The 19,166-nt window shown below is 55.5% G+C and carries 19 protein-coding genes; 17 read left to right on the top strand and 2 right to left on the bottom strand.

Annotated features, from left to right (window positions below; translation table 11 throughout):
- Positions 1-408 precede the first annotated feature (408 nt).
- The 8 genes from H7C19_RS27615 to H7C19_RS27580 all read left to right on the top strand — a co-directional run bounded on the left by H7C19_RS27615 (position 409) and on the right by H7C19_RS27580 (position 7,191).
- A complete protein-coding gene (locus H7C19_RS27615) occupies positions 409-1,146 on the top strand; it encodes a hypothetical protein (RefSeq protein ID WP_185672318.1) in 738 nt (245 codons plus the stop codon).
- 54 nt (positions 1,147-1,200) lie between these two features.
- The gene (locus tag H7C19_RS27610; RefSeq protein WP_185672317.1) at positions 1,201-1,608 is read left to right on the top strand and encodes a GntR family transcriptional regulator; all 408 of its coding nucleotides are present in this window, start codon (positions 1,201-1,203) and stop codon (positions 1,606-1,608) included.
- Positions 1,605-2,528, top strand: coding sequence for an ABC transporter ATP-binding protein (locus tag H7C19_RS27605; RefSeq protein WP_185672316.1), 924 nt, complete (start codon positions 1,605-1,607; stop codon positions 2,526-2,528). Before H7C19_RS27610 ends, H7C19_RS27605 begins: the two co-directional genes overlap by 4 nt.
- A complete protein-coding gene (locus H7C19_RS27600) occupies positions 2,525-3,427 on the top strand; it encodes an ABC transporter ATP-binding protein (RefSeq protein ID WP_185672315.1) in 903 nt (300 codons plus the stop codon). Before H7C19_RS27605 ends, H7C19_RS27600 begins: the two co-directional genes overlap by 4 nt.
- Positions 3,420-4,700 (top strand): ABC transporter permease, encoded by a 1,281-nt coding sequence (locus H7C19_RS27595; RefSeq protein WP_185672314.1) that lies wholly within the window; start codon positions 3,420-3,422, stop codon positions 4,698-4,700. The genes H7C19_RS27600 and H7C19_RS27595 overlap by 8 nt, the downstream gene beginning before the upstream one ends.
- 231 nt (positions 4,701-4,931) lie before the next feature.
- Entirely contained in the window at positions 4,932-5,456 is a 525-nt protein-coding gene (locus H7C19_RS27590; RefSeq protein ID WP_185672313.1) for an FMN-binding protein, read from the top strand.
- 25 nt (positions 5,457-5,481) lie between these two features.
- Entirely contained in the window at positions 5,482-6,348 is an 867-nt protein-coding gene (locus H7C19_RS27585) for an FAD:protein FMN transferase (RefSeq protein ID WP_246469847.1), read from the top strand.
- The gene (locus tag H7C19_RS27580) at positions 6,349-7,191 is read left to right on the top strand and encodes an RnfABCDGE type electron transport complex subunit D (protein ID WP_185672311.1); all 843 of its coding nucleotides are present in this window, start codon (positions 6,349-6,351) and stop codon (positions 7,189-7,191) included. It abuts the gene before it with no gap.
- A gap of 86 nt (positions 7,192-7,277) precedes the next feature.
- Here H7C19_RS27580 and H7C19_RS27575 read toward each other — a convergent pair whose 3' ends face one another.
- Positions 7,278-8,534, bottom strand: coding sequence for a sensor histidine kinase (locus tag H7C19_RS27575; protein WP_185672310.1), 1,257 nt, complete (start codon positions 8,532-8,534; stop codon positions 7,278-7,280).
- Positions 8,524-9,210, bottom strand: coding sequence for a response regulator transcription factor (locus H7C19_RS27570; RefSeq protein WP_185672309.1), 687 nt, complete (start codon positions 9,208-9,210; stop codon positions 8,524-8,526). Before H7C19_RS27570 ends, H7C19_RS27575 begins: the two co-directional genes overlap by 11 nt.
- Before the next feature lie 310 nt (positions 9,211-9,520).
- Between H7C19_RS27570 and H7C19_RS27565 the strand changes: the two genes are divergently transcribed.
- The 9 genes from H7C19_RS27565 to H7C19_RS27525 all read left to right on the top strand — a co-directional run bounded on the left by H7C19_RS27565 (position 9,521) and on the right by H7C19_RS27525 (position 19,162).
- Positions 9,521-10,321 (top strand): sugar phosphate isomerase/epimerase family protein, encoded by an 801-nt coding sequence (locus H7C19_RS27565; protein ID WP_185672417.1) that lies wholly within the window; start codon positions 9,521-9,523, stop codon positions 10,319-10,321.
- A 44-nt stretch (positions 10,322-10,365) separates the two neighbouring features.
- Positions 10,366-11,661, top strand: coding sequence for an extracellular solute-binding protein (locus H7C19_RS27560; protein ID WP_221469514.1), 1,296 nt, complete (start codon positions 10,366-10,368; stop codon positions 11,659-11,661).
- Positions 11,662-11,752: 91 nt separating this feature from the next.
- Positions 11,753-12,628, top strand: a complete 876-nt coding sequence (locus H7C19_RS27555) for a carbohydrate ABC transporter permease (protein WP_185672416.1) — start codon at positions 11,753-11,755, stop codon at positions 12,626-12,628.
- 110 nt (positions 12,629-12,738) lie between these two features.
- Complete coding sequence (locus H7C19_RS27550; protein WP_246469845.1) at positions 12,739-13,467, top strand: carbohydrate ABC transporter permease; 729 nt, start codon at positions 12,739-12,741, stop codon at positions 13,465-13,467.
- A gap of 50 nt (positions 13,468-13,517) precedes the next feature.
- Positions 13,518-14,381, top strand: coding sequence for a sugar phosphate isomerase/epimerase family protein (locus tag H7C19_RS27545; RefSeq protein ID WP_185672306.1), 864 nt, complete (start codon positions 13,518-13,520; stop codon positions 14,379-14,381).
- A 7-nt stretch (positions 14,382-14,388) separates the two neighbouring features.
- Positions 14,389-15,555 (top strand): Gfo/Idh/MocA family protein, encoded by a 1,167-nt coding sequence (locus H7C19_RS27540; RefSeq protein WP_221469513.1) that lies wholly within the window; start codon positions 14,389-14,391, stop codon positions 15,553-15,555.
- Between the two features lie 42 nt (positions 15,556-15,597).
- Complete coding sequence (locus H7C19_RS27535) at positions 15,598-16,488, top strand: AraC family transcriptional regulator (protein WP_185672305.1); 891 nt, start codon at positions 15,598-15,600, stop codon at positions 16,486-16,488.
- Between the two features lie 15 nt (positions 16,489-16,503).
- Positions 16,504-17,538 (top strand): TIM barrel protein, encoded by a 1,035-nt coding sequence (locus tag H7C19_RS27530; protein WP_185672304.1) that lies wholly within the window; start codon positions 16,504-16,506, stop codon positions 17,536-17,538.
- A gap of 385 nt (positions 17,539-17,923) precedes the next feature.
- Positions 17,924-19,162 (top strand): MDR family MFS transporter, encoded by a 1,239-nt coding sequence (locus H7C19_RS27525; protein ID WP_185672303.1) that lies wholly within the window; start codon positions 17,924-17,926, stop codon positions 19,160-19,162.
- Positions 19,163-19,166: the final 4 nt, after the last annotated feature.

The raw sequence follows: 19,166 nt of genomic DNA, 5'->3' as shown, positions 1-19,166 counted from the left end.
TCTGTGTGAGATAACCGCATAATGCGGTTATCTCCGCCTCCGTCAGCCCAATCGGGTGCGCGATAACCGCAAATTGCGGTTATCTCCGCCTCCGCGAGCCACAATCTGTGTGCGATAACCGCAAAATGTGGCTATCTCTGCTTTCGTAGCATCGTTACAGTTGCAAATCAGACGTCCCGCCCCGCTGAAAACGCCGTTTATGATCTTCTGAAACCTTCGAATCAACGATTGGGCACGTTCATCATCATCTGTGACTGAGGATCCCATAATGTTCTTTTTTCCCAAATCGGGGTTGACAAAGAATAAGCACAGTTAATATACTGTGTATAAAGATATACACACATAAACACATAAACACTGTTCTTGACACCTGAGGCAAGAAGCGACGGATGATGGGGAGGCAAGCGTATGACGGGTTGGCGGGCGGTGCGCGCGATTACGGCGTTCGAGCTGAAGCGGGAATGGATCGGCGTGGCGGCGACTTCGCTCTTCGCTCTCTACACCGGAACGATGCTCAGTACGATGCTGGACTCGATCCTGCAGGCGCCGGGGGAATGGGAATCCCGCTTTGGATTCTTAAGCGGAATGGCGGATTGGCTCTACTTGTTCTGCTTCCCGGTGTTCGGCTGCTTGATGAACCGGACGGTGTTCACTTACTGGCGCGACGACATCTTCACGAAGCGGATCGCGCATTGGCGGACAATGCCGATCCCGATCGGCGCGGTCGCCGGCGCGCGAACGCTTCAAGCGCTCGTCGTCATGGCCTTGGCGGGAACCTTGTTCTTCGTCGCCCAGTATGCTATCTCGCCGGACATCCGGCAGGCGTTCGGTCCCGATGTATGGGTCGCCGCCGCGCTGGTGTGGATGGGGTACGGCCTCGTCGTGAACGCGGGGCTTACGATCCTGGAGCTGGGGTTCTCCGGCAAGACGTACGTGAAGTGGTACCTGGCCTTCTCGATCGTGGCCGGCATCGTAAGCGCGATCGCAGGTTGGCGGCAGGTAAGCCTGTACATGGAGATTCTGAAGGCCGTGCGGGAAGCGCCGTTGCTCGCGGCGATCGTAGCGGTGGTCGTCACGGGGCTAGCCCGCTGGGCGGGGCAGCGGTTGGCCGTCCGATTCATGCGCAACCGGAGCTACACGTTCTGATGGCACGGAATCAGCAGCTGCGTACGCAGCACGCACGGAAGTGAGGCGAGGCTGGTGTGGATACCGATTCAAATCGATGAGAACCGCCCCGAGCCCCTCTATCATCAGATCGAGGTTCAGCTCAGAGGGCTGATCCTCGGCGGGCAATTGGCGGAAGGCACGCTCCTGCCGTCGATCCGGGAGTTCGCTTCGCACCTCCGGTGCAGCGCCATCACGGTTCGGCGGGTCTACCAGGACTTGGAGAACGAAGGACTGCTTCGAACCCGGCAGGGCACCGGGACGTTCGTCGCCGGCGTAGATGCGGCGGCGAGGGCCGGCCATCGGCTCGAGCGCGTCGTCGAAGCCTTCGAACGGGCAGTGGAGACCGGACTCCAGCTGCAATGTACGCTAGAAGAGATGGAACAGATTCTGCAGGACGTCTATGCGCGTCGGACGACCGCAACGAAGGGGGACTCGCCATGAACGAGGGATTGACGCGCGAACCGGCGGCCATCTCCCTGCGGGGAGCAGCCGTACGGCGCCGGCAGTTCACGCTGGGGCCGCTGACGCTGGACATCCCGAGCGGCATGGTGACCGCGATCGTCGGCCCGAACGGCTCGGGCAAGAGCACCTTGTTCCGGATGCTCCTCCAGATGGAGCCGTATGAAGAGGGAGAGGCGAAGCTCCTCGGAGCGCGCGTCGGACCGGGAGGGGACGACGCCGCGAAGGCGCGCATCGGCTTCGTGGCGGAGCTGCCCCATGCTTATGAAGGGGGGCTCACCGCCGAGGAGAAGGCCCGGTTCGCGGCGGCGTGGTATCCGACGTGGAGCTGGGACCGCTATCGCAAGCTGATGCGCAAGTTCGAGGCGGAAGGGAACACGAAGCTGCGCAAGCTGTCCAAGGGCATGCGCCGCAAGGTGGAGCTGGCGATCGCGATGGCGCACGATCCGGAGCTGCTCCTGCTCGACGAGCCGTCGAGCGGCCTGGATCCGTTCGCTTGGAAGACGATGCTCGAAGAGCTTCATCGCTACATGGAGAGCGGGGACCGGACGCTGGTGCTGGCCACTCATATTACGGAGGAAGTGCGCAGGCTGGCCGATTACGTGCTCTTCCTGCATCGGGGCCGCTCGCTCGGAATGTATGAGAAGGACCAACTGTTCGACGCCTGGCGGGTGTTCGCGATCCAGACGGCGACCGGCTTGGATTTAGCGAAGCTGCAGGCGATCCCCGGCGTGCAGGGCGCGGCAGAAGCGGGTCCCGGCATCTACCGGCTGGAGACCGATCGGGCGGATGAGACCGAGGAATACTGCCTGGCGCAAGGTTACAAGCTATTGTCCGCGCAGCGGATGGAGATGGAAGAGATATTGGCGTGCTTAGTTCGAAAGGAGGAAGCGGGACGATGAATCCGTTGGTAGTCAATCGAGTGATGAAGCAGTACGGCGACAAGACCGCCGTGAATGGCCTGAGCTTCGAAGTGGGGGCAGGGGAGATCTACGGTCTGCTGGGGGCGAACGGCGCCGGCAAGACGACGACGATGCGGATGGTGCTGGGACTCATCATGCCGGACGGCGGGGAGATCCGGTACAACGGCAAGCCTTACGGCGAGGAGCAGCTGCGGATGCTGGGCTACTTGCCGGAGGAGAGGGGGATGTATCCGAAGGTCAAGCTCAGCGAGCAGATCGTCTACCTCGCGCAGCTGCGCGGCATGTCCCGCAAAGACGCGGAGGCGAACCTGAGACGGTGGCTGGACCGCTTCCAGGTGCCGGAATACTACGACAAGAAGGTCGAAGAGCTGTCGAAGGGCAATCAGCAGAAGATCCAATTTATCGCAGCCGTCATTCATCGTCCGCAGATCGTCATCCTGGACGAAGCGTTCAGCGGCCTCGATCCGGTCAACGTGGAGCTGCTGAAGACGACCGTCAAGGAGCTGCGGGACGAAGGCACGAGCATCCTGTTCTCGACGCACCGGATGGAGCACGTCGAGGAGCTGTGCCGCAACATCACGATCATGCACAAGTCGAATCCAGTGCTCCAAGGCCCGATTCGGGAGATCAAGAGCCGGTTCCCGAGAGAGAAGGTCGTATTGTCCGCCGAAGCGCCGATTCAGGGACTGGAATCCATCCCGGGCGTACAGGGCGTGACGCGCACCGAGCAGGGTTACCTGCTGCAGATCGCGCGCGCCGAGACGGCGCAGGACATCTTGAAGCATGCATTGGCGCAAGGCCCGATTCAGAAGTTCGAGCTCCTGGAGCCGACGCTGAACGAAATCTTCATTCGAACGGTAGGTGAGCGTCATGAATAGCATGTGGACCGTCATGTCCTTCACGATGCGCAACAAGCTGCGCAGCAAGTCGTTCCTCATCACGACGATTATTCTCGCGGTTCTGCTCGTCGTCGGGGCCAATGTACCTTACTTTATCGACAAGTTCACCTCCGGCGGCAGCGCGACCAAGGTCGGTTATATCACGGACGAACCGGGCGATCTGATCAAAGGGCTGGAGACGTACTTCGGCAAGCAGGAGAAGCCGCAAGTCCAGCTCGTGCCGATCGAGGCGGCAGGTTCGGCGGAAGCCGACGCCGCCGTCCTGAAGCAAGCGATCGAAGACAAGACGATCACAGGCTACCTCTCCTTCGTGACGAATGACCAAGCGGGTTTCCCGGACGTGACCTATCACTCCAAAAAGATGCTCGACACCGATACCTCTCAAGCGCTGCAAGCGGCCCTCCAAGAGGTCAAGACGAATCAAGCGGTGCAGGACGCAAAGCTGACGAAGGAGCAACTGCAGAAGCTCTTCTCGCCCGTGAAGCTGAATTCCGTGCAGATCAGCGATTCGGCGAACGGCAAGACGGCGGAGGAGCAAGGTACCGCCATCGGTCTCACCTACGCGATCATCATCCTGCTGTTCATGGCCGTCATGATCACCGGTCAGCTCATCGCGACGGAGATTACGGCGGAGAAGAGCTCCCGCGTCATGGAGATCATCGTGACCAGCGTATCGCCGCTGAAGCAGATGTTCGGCAAAGTGCTCGGCACGTTCATCGTCGGCCTGGTGCAGCTCGTCGTGCTCGTCGGCGCCACCGTCGTGAACTTGTCGCTGCCGCATAACGCCGATTCCTTCAAGAATCTAGGCATCCGGCTCGATACGATCGATCCGAAGATGCTGATCTTCGCCGTCGTGCTCTACCTGCTCGGCTACTTCCTGTACGCGATGCTATTCGCGGCGATCGGCTCGATCGTCAGCCGGACGGAGGATCTCGGCCAGGCGGTCATGCCGGTCACGATGCTTACGCTCGCCGGCTTCTACATCGCGATCTTCGGATTGTCGCATCCGGACAGCCCGTTCATCGTCGCCTGCTCCTACATTCCGTTCTTCTCGCCTTTCATCTTGTTCCTGCGCATCGGGCTGGCGAATCCGGCCTGGTGGGAGATCGCGCTCTCGGTCGGCATCCTGCTGGTGTCGGTCCTCGTCATCGGCTGGCTGGCCGCCAAGATCTACCGGGTAGGCGTGCTGATGTACGGCAAGAAGCCTTCGTTCAAGGAAGTATTCAAGGCCATGAAGGCCTACAAAGTTTAAGGAACTTCATCCTTCGTGCGAGTAACGGCTATAATCGAGACTGATTACGGTAATAGATGAGACAATGAATGGCGCGTGTTTGAGACCGGTTAGAGGACCTTGATGGCCAGAACCTTGGCCTATCAAGGTTCTTTTTATTGTTCCGATTGGCCCGGTCTTTAAGATAATTTCAATGTTGCTCCTTTATATTGGAATTGTAGCAAGAGATAATGCAGGGTTGGAGGAATCGACATGGCCAAAATGAAAAAAAAGTGGGTAGTCCTATGCTCTACGGCCATAGCGGCGGTCTATGCCGCCGGATATGTCACTACGGATACCCAGGCATCCATCCCGGGGCCGACCCAATCGCCCCAAGCCATTCTCCAGCCGAATGACGGCCGGCCGGGCGTCGCTTCGCCGAGCTACGGCTACTCGGGCGACGGCGGATCCAGCCCAAGCAGCCCTTCGGCCAGCGATTCAAGCCCCCCTTCGGCGAGCCGCCCCGTCGGCCAATATACCGATGGCTCCTATACGGGCATGGGCAGCAATCGACGCGGGTCGATCGAAGTGACCGTAACGATTAAGAACGATAAAATAACGGATGTCGAGGTCAGTCATTTTGCCATGCATTATTCGGAAAGCGACATCGTTGGGCTGCCTGATGAAGTATTGCAAAAACAAAGCGCGAAAGTGAAAAATGTATCCGGCGCGACCTATAGTACCCAAGCATTCGAGGACGCCGTACAAAATGCCATCTCCCAGGCCAAGAACGGTTAATGCCATGAAAAAAACGAAATTATTCATGGATACGGTTGTAGACATACAGGTCGTCGCCAGGGAACGAGACGCCATGAAGGAAGCGGAAGCGAGGATAGATCGGGCGTTTGAGGCGTTTCGGCAAGTGGAGCAGGCATGCAGCCGTTTTAGCCCCGACAGCGAGTTGATGATAGCCTGCCGGCAAGTCGGGACCCGCGTGCCGGTCAGCCCGCTGCTGTTCGAACCCCTCAAGCTTGCTTTGGAAATGGCGAAACGGACGAACGGCATTTTCGATCCGACAGTGGGAAAAACGATGGAGGCGCTCGGCTTTAACCGCCATTATTTGACCGGACAAACGGTTGAAAGTCCCTCCGACGGTCCCGTTACGTATCGGGATGTCGTCATCAACGAACGAGAACAAACGATATATTTGCATAAACCTATGGTCATCGACCTCGGAGCCGTAGCCAAAGGTTTCGCCATCGATCTGGCCGCCCATGAATTGAAGTCGTTTGAAGGGTTCTTGGTCAATGCCGGCGGCGATTTGTATGCGGGCGGGTCCGACGAACAAGGGAAGCCTTGGAAAATCGGCATTCGGCATCCCGTGCGCAAAGATCAAATCATTTTCGAGATCGACATTTCCGACCGGGCCATCTGTACTTCCGGAAGCTACGAGCGCCCAAGCGACAAAATACCCGGCATGCACCATATCATCGACCCCGGGACCCAATCGTCCCCCCGTCGTTGGATCAGCTGCAGCGTGATCGCGACTTATGCGATGATGGCGGACGTGTTCTCGACCGCAGCGTTTGTGATGGACGCGGCAGGCGGGGAGGCTCTGATCGAAGAGGCTGAGCTTCAAGGTATTTTCATCGCATCCGATATGCAAATCGTTAGAATGGGAGGGATATAAGTGACATTGCGCCAATGGTTCAAATCGCCCAAAGGTTATGTCGCCATCGCCATGGCCGCATATTTGCTTATTGCCTCCGCCTGGTCGCAGGACATAAAGGGCATGATCAACGGCCTCATTGCCGTCGGCGCTGCGCTCGTCGTGGACGTTATTTGTTGTCTGATCGAAAAAAGAAAGCGAATCCTGCCGGACGGGGCGGTTATTACGGGACTCATCATAGCCCTGGTCTTGGGGACGACGACCTCCTGGCCTATCGTTGCGGGAACGGCGGCCATTTCCATTTTGTCCAAACATCTGCTTGTCCACCGGAAAAAACCGGTCTTTAATCCGGCGGCCTTCGGATTGATGCTGTCTATCCCGATTTTTCACGCGGGACAAAGCTGGTGGGGGGCATTCGGGGATCTGCCCGCGTGGGGCGTTGCGTTGATTCTGATCGGCGGATATATCGTCACGGATAGGGTCCATAAATTCCCGCAGATCTTTTCGTTTTTCGGATTTTTTTTCCTGGCGTTGTTTCTGATGGGCCATTACTCCGTCGGCGATGCAGCCGATGCGCTTCGGCCGCCGTTCATTAACGCTGCGCTGTTCTTCGGCTTCTTTATGCTTACTGATCTGCCTACTTCGCCGGCCAAAGTCATAGACCAGATTGTTTTCGGAATCCTCGCAGCCGCGGCGGGAGCCGCCGTTTACGGCGCGTTCGGCGGACTGATGTACTTGTTCATCGGGCTGCTGCTGGCGAATCTTTATCACCTGCTGAAAATACGTTTAACTATTAATGCTTCCAAGACCATTCGCCCTACCGTCAGAAAACCCATGTCGGAAGCCGGTTCTGCAGGTAAATAAGTTGGAGCGACGTCGCCACGTATCCGGGAAAAAGCCCCAGTCTATTTGGTAGACTGAGGGCTTTTTCGCGCGCCATGCGAACTCCGTCATCTACCGCGCGGGAACAGCAGTACGACCGTCGTGCCGACATGGACGGCGGATTGCACGCGTATCTTACCGCCGTGCGCCTTGACGATCCACTCCGCGATGGACAAGCCGAGTCCCGTCCCGCCGGCAGCGCGCGAACGGGACTTGTCGCCGCGGTAGAACCGTTCGAAAATATGCGGCAGATCGTCTTCGGAAATACCGCAGCCGTTGTCTTCAATGCGGATAAGGACCGAATGGGATGCGTAACGTCCGGTTATCTTGATCCGCCCCTCCGGCTGCGTAAACTTGAAGGCGTTGTCCAGCAGAATAATAAGCAACTGGCGAATTCTGCCCTCGTCTCCCGCAAAAAGCATGGATTCCTGAATATCGGTCTCGATGTGGATATAGTTGGTGTCTGCGATTAATCGGAACTGTTCCGACAACTCGCGCAGCAGATCGTCCAGGGGGAAGAGGGTAGTTTGAAGCTGCAACTGGTTAGAGTCCGTCCGGGCCAGCGTCAGCAGGTCGTCCACCAGCTTCCCCATCCGCTTGCTTTCTCTCAGGATTTTGGATATGTTCGGGCTTTCTTGTTCGATCGAACGGTTCGGCTGACGAAGCAGAAGCTCCGTCTGCGCATGGATGACGGCCGTCGGCGTTCTCAGCTCGTGCGAGGCGTCCGCTACGAACTGCTGCTGTCTATCCCAAGAGCGGCGGATGGGCACAAGAGCCCGGCCCGCCAGAAAGTAGCCTAAGAGGATGGAGAGGATGACGCCCGCGACAATGCCAGCCGCAATATCCCGCTGCAAAGCCCTCAGCGTGCCCGTGACATCCCCCAGATTTTTGACGATGGCGATGGTGTCAACGGACCCCGAAGAGCCGGAAGGGGGATTCCCGCTTGGAACCTGCAGTATTCGGTATTTGCTATGCTCGGACCGAACGGTAAGCGGCTTATCCAAGTCCTTGTCCGGTTTGAAGTCTCCGGCTTCCTGCAAGGAGAAGGTCCGTTCCGGCAGTTGGCCGATTAAGGCGCCCTTCGCGTCCCAGAACAGATACGTCGTTCTTTCGTCCTGCTGCAATTGACGAAGATCCGAGTGAATGAGCTCGTCCAAATGGCGAACCGAACGGATGCGGCTCTTCGATTGCTGCAAGATCTCGTCGATGTCGTGGTACAGGCGGTATTGCATGTTCAGGTACAGCGCGGCGCCTAGCGTCGCAAGAACGAGAAGCAGCACGGAGGCGTTAACGATAACGAGGCGTCTTCGGATGTTACGGAACATGGGGCTCGCCTTTGACCATATAACCGGCTCCGCGCACGGTCCGAATCAAGCCGCCCGCGCCGTGAACGTCAAGCTTCTTGCGCAGATGGTGCACGTACACGTCGACAGCCGTCATCGCGGCTCCCGAATCGAATCCCCAGATTCGATCGAAGATTTGATCGCGTGTCAGAATCCTTTCCCGGTTGTATAGCAGAAATTCCAGAAGCTCGTACTCTTTGGCCGTCAGCTTCAGAGGCTGCTCTCCGGCGAAGGCGTCCCGTTCGGAGGGGACCAGTCTGACGGGGCCGCAGGACAATTCGCCTTCCGCGTCAATCGTTCCTCGTCTTCTGAGAACCGCCTTCGCCCTTGCCAATAGTTCCGCTACGGCGAACGGCTTGGCCACATAGTCGTCCGCTCCCGCGTTAAGACCGTTTACGCGATCTTCCACGCTGTCTTTGGCTGTAAGCAGAATAATGGGGACCGGATTGGAAAGAGCCCGCAGCCGCTTGACGATCTCGACCCCGTTCATACCGGGCAGCATCACGTCCAAGATAATCAGATCGTGCACCGCCTGCTGCGCCAGGTAATATCCGTCTTCGCCCGTTTCGGCTCCATCCGTCAGAAAATCTTCGCTCTCAAACAGGTCGCGAACGATTTGAAGCAACGTCGGATCGTCCTCCACCACCAACACGCGCATGTCTTTCCGCCTCTCGCGCCATCTCTAAACTCGGTTTATTCATTTCGATTCGGTACGACGATTATACCTGATATTCGGGCTTAAAGATAAGGGCTCGTCTCAGTTCTCATGAGAAGAAGGAAAAGGATCGGGGGAGCGGGCACAGATCGTTGTTCTAGATAAAAAATCGGTTTTGTGATCAAAGACTTCAAATCGGAAAAACGTTAGATTAATCATGTAAGCGATAACAAGGGAGTGGACCCGATTGGCGTTTTGTTCGATTGGTCCTAGGAGGAATTACAAATGATTTAGAGGATTAACGCGGGCGGGTCTGGGAACGATCGAGTCGGACGAGCAGTTTGTTTCGGGCGCGGCCCGATTTGGCTTTCAAGCGGTCGATCTTAATCCGGTTCATTTTATTCGGCAATACGGACGGGAAAAAGCGGCGCACTTGCTGGAAAGCAACGGGGTCATTATCGGTTCCATCGATTTGGATGTCGATTGGCGATCGAGCGAGGGGAGATTTCGCGAAGGTTTGAAAGCTCTGGCGGAAGCGGGACAAGCGGCTATGTCCTTAGGCTGCTTCAAGTGCTGTACGTATATTTTGCCTTCCACCGATGAGGCGGCCGCCCCTTTTATGGCTGCGGCGACGCGCCGATTGAGGCTTTGCGCCGATATTCTCGGAGCTTACGGCATTCGTCTCGGACTGGAATTCGTCGGCAGCCGGCATTTGCGGACGCAATGGGCTAATCCGTTTCTATGGGAGATGGACGACGCGCTGGATTGGATCGAGACGATTGGGGCGCGGAATGTGGGCTTGCTGGTCGATTCCTATCATTGGCATACGAACAGACTAGCGGTAGACGATCTTTTGAAATTAAAGCCGGAGCATATCGTGCACGTTCATATCAACGATGCCAAGGCCGGGCCGATTGAGAACCTTTTGGATGGCGATCGCTTGTATCCCGGCGAAGGCGTTATCGATTTGCGCGGATTTCTGCAAGGCTTGCAGACGGCAGGATATTCCGGCATCGTCGCGCAAGAAGTGTTGAGCCCGTCTACTTCGGCAAGCATGGAAGAACTGTTGGCAAGATCCAAGGCGGGATTCGATAAGATATTCGCAAATCTATAACATTAGGAGGGGTTCATTTGTTTACTAGAAATAGAAAAATGCAAATGCTTCTGATCGTTTTACTTATCGCTTCTATCGGGTTAATCGGATGCGGCAAAAATTCGTCTAACGGCAACGGGGACGGCGAAACTTCCGCGGATAAAATCAAGCTGACGATCGGACATTTCGACGTCGACGAGAACGGCGCTTTATTCCGGGATGCCTTGGAGGAGTTCCGAAAGGAGCACCCCGCGGTCAATCTCGTCGAAGAAGCGGTTCCGCACGATCCTTACCGGGTGAAAATGACGACGTTAGGCGCCTCGGGAGAACTGCCCGACTTGTTCGTGGCGAATGGCTCCATGCTGATCGACTACATTCCGAAGGGATACGTCGGAACGTTCAACGAAGCGTTGGATCAGGACCCGGAATGGAAAAACGGCTTTCTGCCGAACAGCTTCGACGAGTTTACGACCGACGGCAAAATCTACGGCGTACCGACGGCGATGTTCTCTGTTCATGTCATTTACTATAACAAAGAGCTGTTCGAGAAAGCGGGCATCGCTTCGTTCCCGAAAACGTGGGAGGAATTTACGACCGCGATCCACAAACTCAAGGACAGCGGGGTAACCCCGATCGCGATGGGCAACAAGTCGAACGTGCCGGTCGGTTCGGTCTTGTTCGGAACGCTGGCAGACCGCTACACCGGTACGGATTGGTTCAAGGCGATGAAGGAAGGAAAAGCGAAATTTACGGACCCTGAATTCGTAAATGCTTTGAAAGCGCTTCAGGATTTGGCGAAAATGGGCACGTTCAACCCGGACATTAACAGCATCGACGGCGATCAGGCGAGGACCTTGTATTACAACAAGCAAGCGGCCATGATGGTGGACGGGGCTTGGGCGGTCACCAATATTTCCCGCGATGCTCCCGAGGATGTTCAGAAGGCGACCGGACTTGCGATTCTTCCAGCCGTACCGGGAGGAAAGGGCGACCCTCTGTCCGTTGCGGGCGGTTCCGGTTGGTCGTTGGCCTACAATTCGAAGCTGACCGGAGCGAAGAAAGACGCGGCGATCGCGCTGATCAAAAAAGTGTCCGGCCAGGAGTACGGCAGGAAGAAAATCGAAAATAACGGGCAGCCTCCCGTCAAGGTGACGGATTATGACGAATCGAAGCTTTCTCCGTTGGCGGTCGATTATTTCAAACTGATGAGCGACAAGAAATTCTCGCCGATCTACGATATCCAACTTAGTCCGGCTTTGGTCGAAGTGATCTACAAGGGACTCCAGGATCTGCTGATCGGAAGCGCTACCCCCGAGGAGCTGTCCAAGAAAATCCAGACCGTAAGGGATACGCAGAAGTAACAACGGCGGCCGGGAGATGAATCGATAGAGAGGCCGGGGGAGCGCCGCTCCCCCAAGCCCTTGCTTTTCTTTCAGGAGAGGAGTGGATTGTATGAGCAGTAGCCGACTCTTCAAGCTGCAAGCCGGGCCGGCGTTTCGTTATTTGATTCCTATTTTTTGCGTTTACGCGTTCACCGTTTTGCTACCGTTGTTGATCTCGATTTATTACAGCGTGCGCAATGAAGGGGGCACCGAATTTGTCGGGCTGCAAAATTATGTCGCGCTCGCGAAGGACAACGACTTCTGGTTTTCGCTTAAAAACAACGTCATCATCGCTTTCTTCTGCGTCGTAGGACAGGTCGGGATTGCTTTTCTGATCGCCTCCTTTTTTATGACCAAGCTTCTGAAGCTAGAGGGCCTTCACCGGATCGCGATTTTTTTGCCAGTCGTTCTGGCTCCTATCGTAACCGGCTATTTGTGGTCGCTAATGTACAACTATCGCTTGGGAATGCTCAACTGGCTGTTGGATCTCGTTCACATTCAGCCCGTGTTATGGCTTGACAATCCCAAATATGTGCTGTATTCGGTATCGGTTCCGCTTATCTGGCAATATATCGGCTTGTATTTCATTATTTTTCTGGCGGGGATGCAGAATATATCGAAGGAAGTGCTGGAAGCTAGCGAAATCGACGGAGCCACGTGGTTCAAGAAGACGGCGTATGTCATTTTGCCTTTGTTGAAAAACGTGATGAGCGTTGCCCTTATTCTCTGTATCACCGGAACGTTGAAAGTATTCGATCACATCTACGTGATGACGGGCGGAGGACCCGGCCGAAGCTCGATGGTGATGGCCCAATACGCGTACAACAACGCCTTCACGATGAGCCGATTGAGCTATGGAAGCACGATTTCCATCGGTATGCTTATCTTGTGCGCCCTTATCGTTCTCGCGATGTCCAGATGGATTGGCGGTGGGGGGGAACGATGAGAAGAAACGCGTCCTTTACGGTAAAACTGGGTTATGCGGGAACAAATCTGTTTGTTTTGCTGTTTTCCTTATCGGCGCTGTTTCCGATTGTCTGGATGCTGTATACGTCTTTGAAAACGAATAAGGAATTCAGCTTAAGCACGATGTCGCTTCCTTCAAGCCCTTCGCTGGTCAATTATTCGAACGCTTTCAATATCGGAAATATCGGTTCTGCGATTTTCAGCAGCTTGCTCAACACGGTCATCGCGGTGCCGTTGATCATTATTTGCTCATTTATCATCGGTTATTTTTTTTCCAGAATCGAATTCAAAGGCAAACAGGTCATGGTGATGCTGTTCCTGTCCGGCATGATGATTCCGATTCACGCGCTTCTGGTGCCGCTGTTCGTACAGTTCAAGTGGATGGGGATGTTGGATAATCGCTTCACGCTGATTCTACCGTACATCGCGTTTCATTTGCCTGTAGCGATTTTCCTGTTTGACAGCTTCATAAAAGGAATATCCAAGGAAATCGAAGAGGCGGCGTATATGGACGGAAGTTCGTTCGATTACATGATGTTCAGAGTCATTTTTCCGATCTGCCTGCCGATCATGTCGACGGTAGCGATTCTAAGCATTCTCGGCACGTGGAACGAATTTTCGTTCGCTCTTGTGCTGAATAAATCGTCCGAGCTGTTCACGCTCCCGATTTGGCTGACCTTCTTCAGCGGCCAATATACGACGGATTATACCGGCAAAATCGCCGGTCTCGTCATAACCTCTCTGCCGATTATCGTCATGTATTTATTTTTCAGCAACAAGATTATGACCGGCATGACCGCCGGAGCGGTCAAAGGCTGACAAACCGAGGCAGGAAAACGATCTATAATAGGTTTAGCGGAGGCTTAATCATGTCCAATTTCAAAGGAAGTATTGCGGTACATGCGATTACGTGGGGAGAAGATCATTTCAAGGCGCTGGAGGAGGCTTCGAAACTCGGCTACCGGGCGATTGAGCCGTGGGCGTCATTCGTTCTAACCTACGAGGATCGAATGGAGGAATTCAAGGAGATTTTGGCGCGGCACGGTCTTGCGATGACGGCCCTTTACGGCGGAGCTTCCGGAGGGATGAATCGGAGATTCGCGAATCCTGAGGTTCGTCAGGAAATCGTCGATTACAACGTTCGTCTGGCGCGCGTCATCGCCAAGTGCGGAGCCGAGCATTTGGTGTTTGGTCCCGGCGGCCCCCGCCAGAAGCCGACGAGTCTGGAGGAGCTGAAACAAGCCGCGGTGACGATTAATGAGGCAGCTAAAAGGACGTACGAGCTTGGAGTTAAAGCTTGCCTGCATCCGCATCTGTGGACGGAGGTGCAGGACGAGAACGAACTCGACGAGCTTATGAGCCTATGCGATCCGGAAGTGGTGTTTTTCGCGCCGGATTCGGCTCACTTGACCGGAGCGGGCATGGACCCGGCGGCGATCATTTGGAAATACCGCAATCGGGTCGCATACGTGCATTTGAAGGATTTGACGTCCAAAGAGGCGACGAAAGAGGACTTCCCGATGCTGCTGGGCAATGAGGCGCTCCCCGTATTTTGCGAGCTTGGGCTGGGTTCTATCGATTTTCCGCCGATTATAGAAGCTTTGAACGAAATCGACTATAAGGGCTGGATGACCGTCGAAATCGATCAGTCGACGAGTACGCCGATGCAGAGCTTGCAAGTTTGCCGCGACTTTGTCGAGCAGCGGTTGAACATTCCGGTCAGAGGAGCGTGACTCCGTCATGACGGCTCAAAAAAAGGTGCGCATCGGCATGGTCGGCTATAAATTCATGGGCAAAGCGCATAGCCATGCTTATAGGGATTTGCCCTTTTTCTTCGATACGGACGTGGAGCCCGTGCTGCAAACGCTAGTCGGACGGAATCAGAACGCCGTTCGGCTCGCTGCGGAAAAGCTAGGATGGCTGTCCTATGAGACGGATTGGCGCCGCTTGCTGGAGAGGGACGATATCGACGTCGTCGACATCGGCACCCCGAACGGCTCGCATGCGGAGATCGCCATTGCGGCGGCAAAAGCAGGCAAGCACGTTCTCTGCGAGAAACCGCTTGCGATGAATACCCTGCAAGCCAAAGAAATGTGGAAAGCCGCGGAGCAAGCGGGCGTCGTCCATATGATCTGCCACAACTATCGATTCGCGCCGGCCGTGCAATGGGCGAAGAAGCTCATTCAGGAGGGCGTACTGGGGGATATTTATCATTTTCGCGCCCAATACTTGCAAGATTGGATTATGGATCCCCAGTTCCCGCTCGTGTGGCGCATGAGGAAGGAAGTGACCGGATCGGGGACGTTGGGCGATCTGATGGCACATTCCATCGATCTGGCCAGGTTTTTGGTCGGGGAAATCCGCGAAGTGTCCGGCCTTCTGGAAACATTCATTAAGACGAGGCCCGTCGGCGAAATGTCAGGAGGATTGGAGGCAGCGGCCAGCGGCGGCGCCGTAGCCGAGGTGGATGTGGACGATGCGGCTGCCGCGCTGGCAAGATTCGAGAACGGAGCAGTGGGCGTATTTGAAGCTACTCGCTTCGCCAAAGGGAATCGCAACGGAAACCGCATCGAAATCAACGGCTCGAAGGGCTCGATCCGTTGGGAGATGGATCGGATGAACAACCTTGAACTATACTTGGAGAATGATCCTCTTGGGATTCAGGGCTTTCGATCGATTACTTGTACAGAGGGCGTACACCCCTATGCGGGAGCTTATTGGCCGGCGGGGCATCCGATCGGATACGAGCATACGTTTATTAATTTGATGCACGAGTTTATGCGGGGGATTTCCGGAAAGGGGGGCAATCCTTCCCCCAGCTTCGAGGACGGGTATCGGAACCAGGTCGTTCTGGAAGCGATCGAGCAATCGGCGACTGCCGGGGCAAAGGTTGCCATTACGTACTAGGATAACTTCGATTGGCACGAAGTCGGTCAGGAGGTCAATGCGATGGATGAGTCGTGGATGAACAGCATATCCCCTTTTGTCAGGGCCGTGAAAATTATGAAGTCCAGCTCGTTAACCGGGGAATGGATGGATCACGATCACGTCTTTACGTATATCGAGCAAGGGGAAGCGGAATTTTTCCTGAGCGGCGTAAAGTATGAGGCTCGAGAGGGCGATATTTTGCTTATGCACCCCTTTATGTCCCATATCATCAAATCGACCTCGTCTGTCCCATTGATTCAATATATTTATCACTTTGATCTTTTTTACGACGAAGAGCGGAGCTTGCTGAAGTATACGGCCGCGACGAAGCGGATGAGGAAAAAGGTCGTCGATAGGGAGATGAAACTGGCTTCGATCGTCCCTATCTCCCATTTGCAGTTGGCGGACCGGATTGATTTGAAGAAGCGGTTTTTGCTGCTGAATAAAGAGTTTTTGGATAAACAGCCCGGAAGCTCGCTGATTATGAAATCGATTTGCCTGGAATTGCTGCACATCTTCTTGAAAAACCAAGCGGATCGCAAGGACGACGAAGGCAAAATGACAAAAGGATGGGCGTTTATCGAAAGAGCGATAAACTATATTCACGAATGCTTTTCCGACCCTCAACTCAACAACGTGTCGATCGGCGAGCATGCCGGGGTGTCCACAAACCATTTGTCTCATTTGTTCAAGAAGCAACTCGGCATATCGATTCATAAGTACGTGACGCATATTCGGATTGAGCAGGCGAAAAAAAGAATCGTCGACGGCAAGCTTACCTTGACCGAAATTGCGGAAGAGGTTGGATTTTCAAGCATCCATTTGTTCAGCAGGTCATTCAAATCGGCGGTCGGGATTATGCCCAGCAAGTTCGCGGCGATGCAATCCGCATTAATAAACGAAAATCGATAACGGAGGCAGATAAAGATGGCGAACTTCAAATTTTCGGTCGGCCCGTGGAACGTGCATGAAGGAGCCGACGCATTCGGTCCCGAAGTAAGAACTTCATTTTCTTTCGAGCAGAAGCTGGCTAAATTCAAGGAAATCGGGTTTACGGGCATTCAGTTTCACGATGACGACGCGGTGCCGGATATGAACGACTTGTCGGAAAGCCAAATCAAGTCACGGGCGAGGGAACTGAAGCAGCACATAGACTCGCAAGGCTTGGAAGCCGAATTTGTCGCTCCGCGCTTATGGATGGACGGGAGAACGATCGATGGCGGCTACACTTCCAATTCGGCGGAGGACAGAGAGTTTGCGTTATGGAGGTCGTTGCGATCCATCGATATCGCAAGAGAGCTCGGGACTAATCGTCTGGTGCTGTGGCTGGCGAGGGAAGGGACATTGTGCGCGGAGAGCAAGGACCCGGTCGTCAGCCTGCAGCGCTTGCGCGATGCGGTAAATGCGATGCTGGCCTACGATCCCGGCATTCGCATTCTGATCGAGCCGAAGCCGAACGAACCGATCGACCGCAGCTTCATTCCGACGGTCGGACACGTACTCGGATTCGCGGCCGGAACCGACGATCCGAACCGCGTCGGTGCTTTGCTGGAATCCGCGCATGCTGTGCTGGCAGGTCTTGACCCCGCTTTGGAAATGGCTTTCTGCTTGGCGCACCGCAAATTATGGGGTGTCCATCTGAACGATCAAAACGGCCTTCGCTACGATCAGGATAAATCGTTCGGCGTCGAAAATTTGCGCTCCGCCTTTAATCAGATTAAAGTGCTTATGGACAGCGGATACGGCAGCAATGGCGAATATATCGGTCTTGACGTGAAGGCGATGAGAACGCAATCCGGAGAATTGTCGTATGCTCATTTGGAAAATAGCTTGAAAATGGTCAAACTGCTAGAGACAAAGGTTCGACGTTTGGACAAGGGGCTCGTGTCCGGCTATCAGGATTCCCGAAACTATGAAGCGCTTGAGATGTATGTCATGGAACTTCTATTGGGTGAAAAATAAATAAATCTGCATAGTCGGAAACGCACGAGGCAGCGTCTATCGCGATAGGCGGCTGCCTCCTTGCGATGGAAATCGTATCTATGCGGCATCGATATTCAGGTATAATGACGAGGGAAGCGCGGGAAGTCCCGCGACGGATGGCGCCGCGGTCAAGTGTCCCGGAGAAGCGGGCGACGTTTCATATTCAATATGGCGCCGTGGTCCATTCCGATGATCGATCGGAATAGGGCCTCTTTTTCGTTCAGGCGGCATCTATTATTTTCATTCTCCCGTCCGGCGATCCGTCGTATATAATGGGAGGACGGAATGGGGCGAGACGCCCGGAGGCTATACGGCATCCACATTGACACCACCCAAGACTTGGCCGTGAAGAAATGGAGAAATTATGAGATCTAGCAAACTTGCAGGCTTATTCGCCAAATACGACGGCGGCGTATGGATACGCGTGGTCGGCGCGGCTTTGACGACGATCACCGGCTTTATGATCCGGCCTTTTCTCGTCTTGTATCTGTACGACCAGATGGAAGGCTCCGTCATGCTGCCGATGCTGATCGTCGGGCTTCAGCCGCTCTGCGGCATCGTGGTCAGCTGGTTCGGGGGCGGTTGGAGCGACCGTTACGGGCGCAAGCCGCTCATGTTAGCGGCTTTAACGATTCAGATGCTGAGCATGATCGGCTATGTTTTCGCGAGCGACGTCTGGCAGTATGCCGCGATCTCGATCTTGAACGGACTGGGCTTCGCGCTGTTCATGCCGGCCGCCAACGCTCAGATTACCGACATGGTCGAGGAGGATCGCCGGGCCGAAGTGTTCGCCTTGATGCATACGGCGTTCAACGTCGGCGCCGCGGTGGGCCCCGTGCTGGGGCTCCTCATGTTCCAATGGAACCCGGCGGCGGTATTCCTGCTCTCGGCGTGCACGTTCCTGGCGAACGCGCTGCTGGTCGCGTTCAAGCTGCCGGAGACCGCCCCGCGCAGGAGCGCCCGAGGCACGCGCGCAGGCGGGGGCCGGCGGCCGCCGATCTCCTGGCGGATGCACAAGCCGCTGCTGCTCATGACGCTGTACTGCTTGCCGGTCGGATTGCTCTATGCGCAGGTGGAGACGACCTTCCCGCTGCACTTGCAGACGCGATTCGAGGATTATCGAACGCTGCTGGCTTCGCTCATGACCTTCAACGGCGTCATGGTCATCGCGCTGCAGATCTGGATCGCGCGTCGCTCGGAGAAGATGCGCTCGTATATCGTGCTCGCGATCGCGCAGCTGCTGTTCGCCGCCGTCGCGCTGGGCTACGGCTATTCCAGCTGGATCGTAGCGTTGTTCATCGCCGAATTCGTTTTTACGATCGGCGAGATGGCTTTCGGCCCGCATACGCAGAAGGTCATCTCCGTCCTGGCCCCGGCGGAGCAGCGCGGGTTCTACTTCTCCGTGTACGGAGCCAGCAATCTCCTCTCCCGCGGCCTCGGCCCGATCCTGGGCGGGCTGCTGCTCAGCCGGACGAACGGGGAAGTGCTGTTCACCGTGCTGGCCGCGCTGATCTTGGTCTCCGGATTCGGGCTGTACCGGGTAGTCCGGGGGATCGAGGCCGTCCCTAGAACGGAGAGCGAACGCTCGACCCTCAGCGCCTGATGGC

It is taken from the genome of Cohnella nanjingensis (assembly GCF_014212125.1).
Classification (GTDB): Bacteria; Bacillota; Bacilli; order Paenibacillales; family Paenibacillaceae; genus Cohnella; species Cohnella nanjingensis.
Note: the sequence above shows the minus strand (reverse complement) of the source record. Positions and strands in the feature narration are given on the sequence as shown.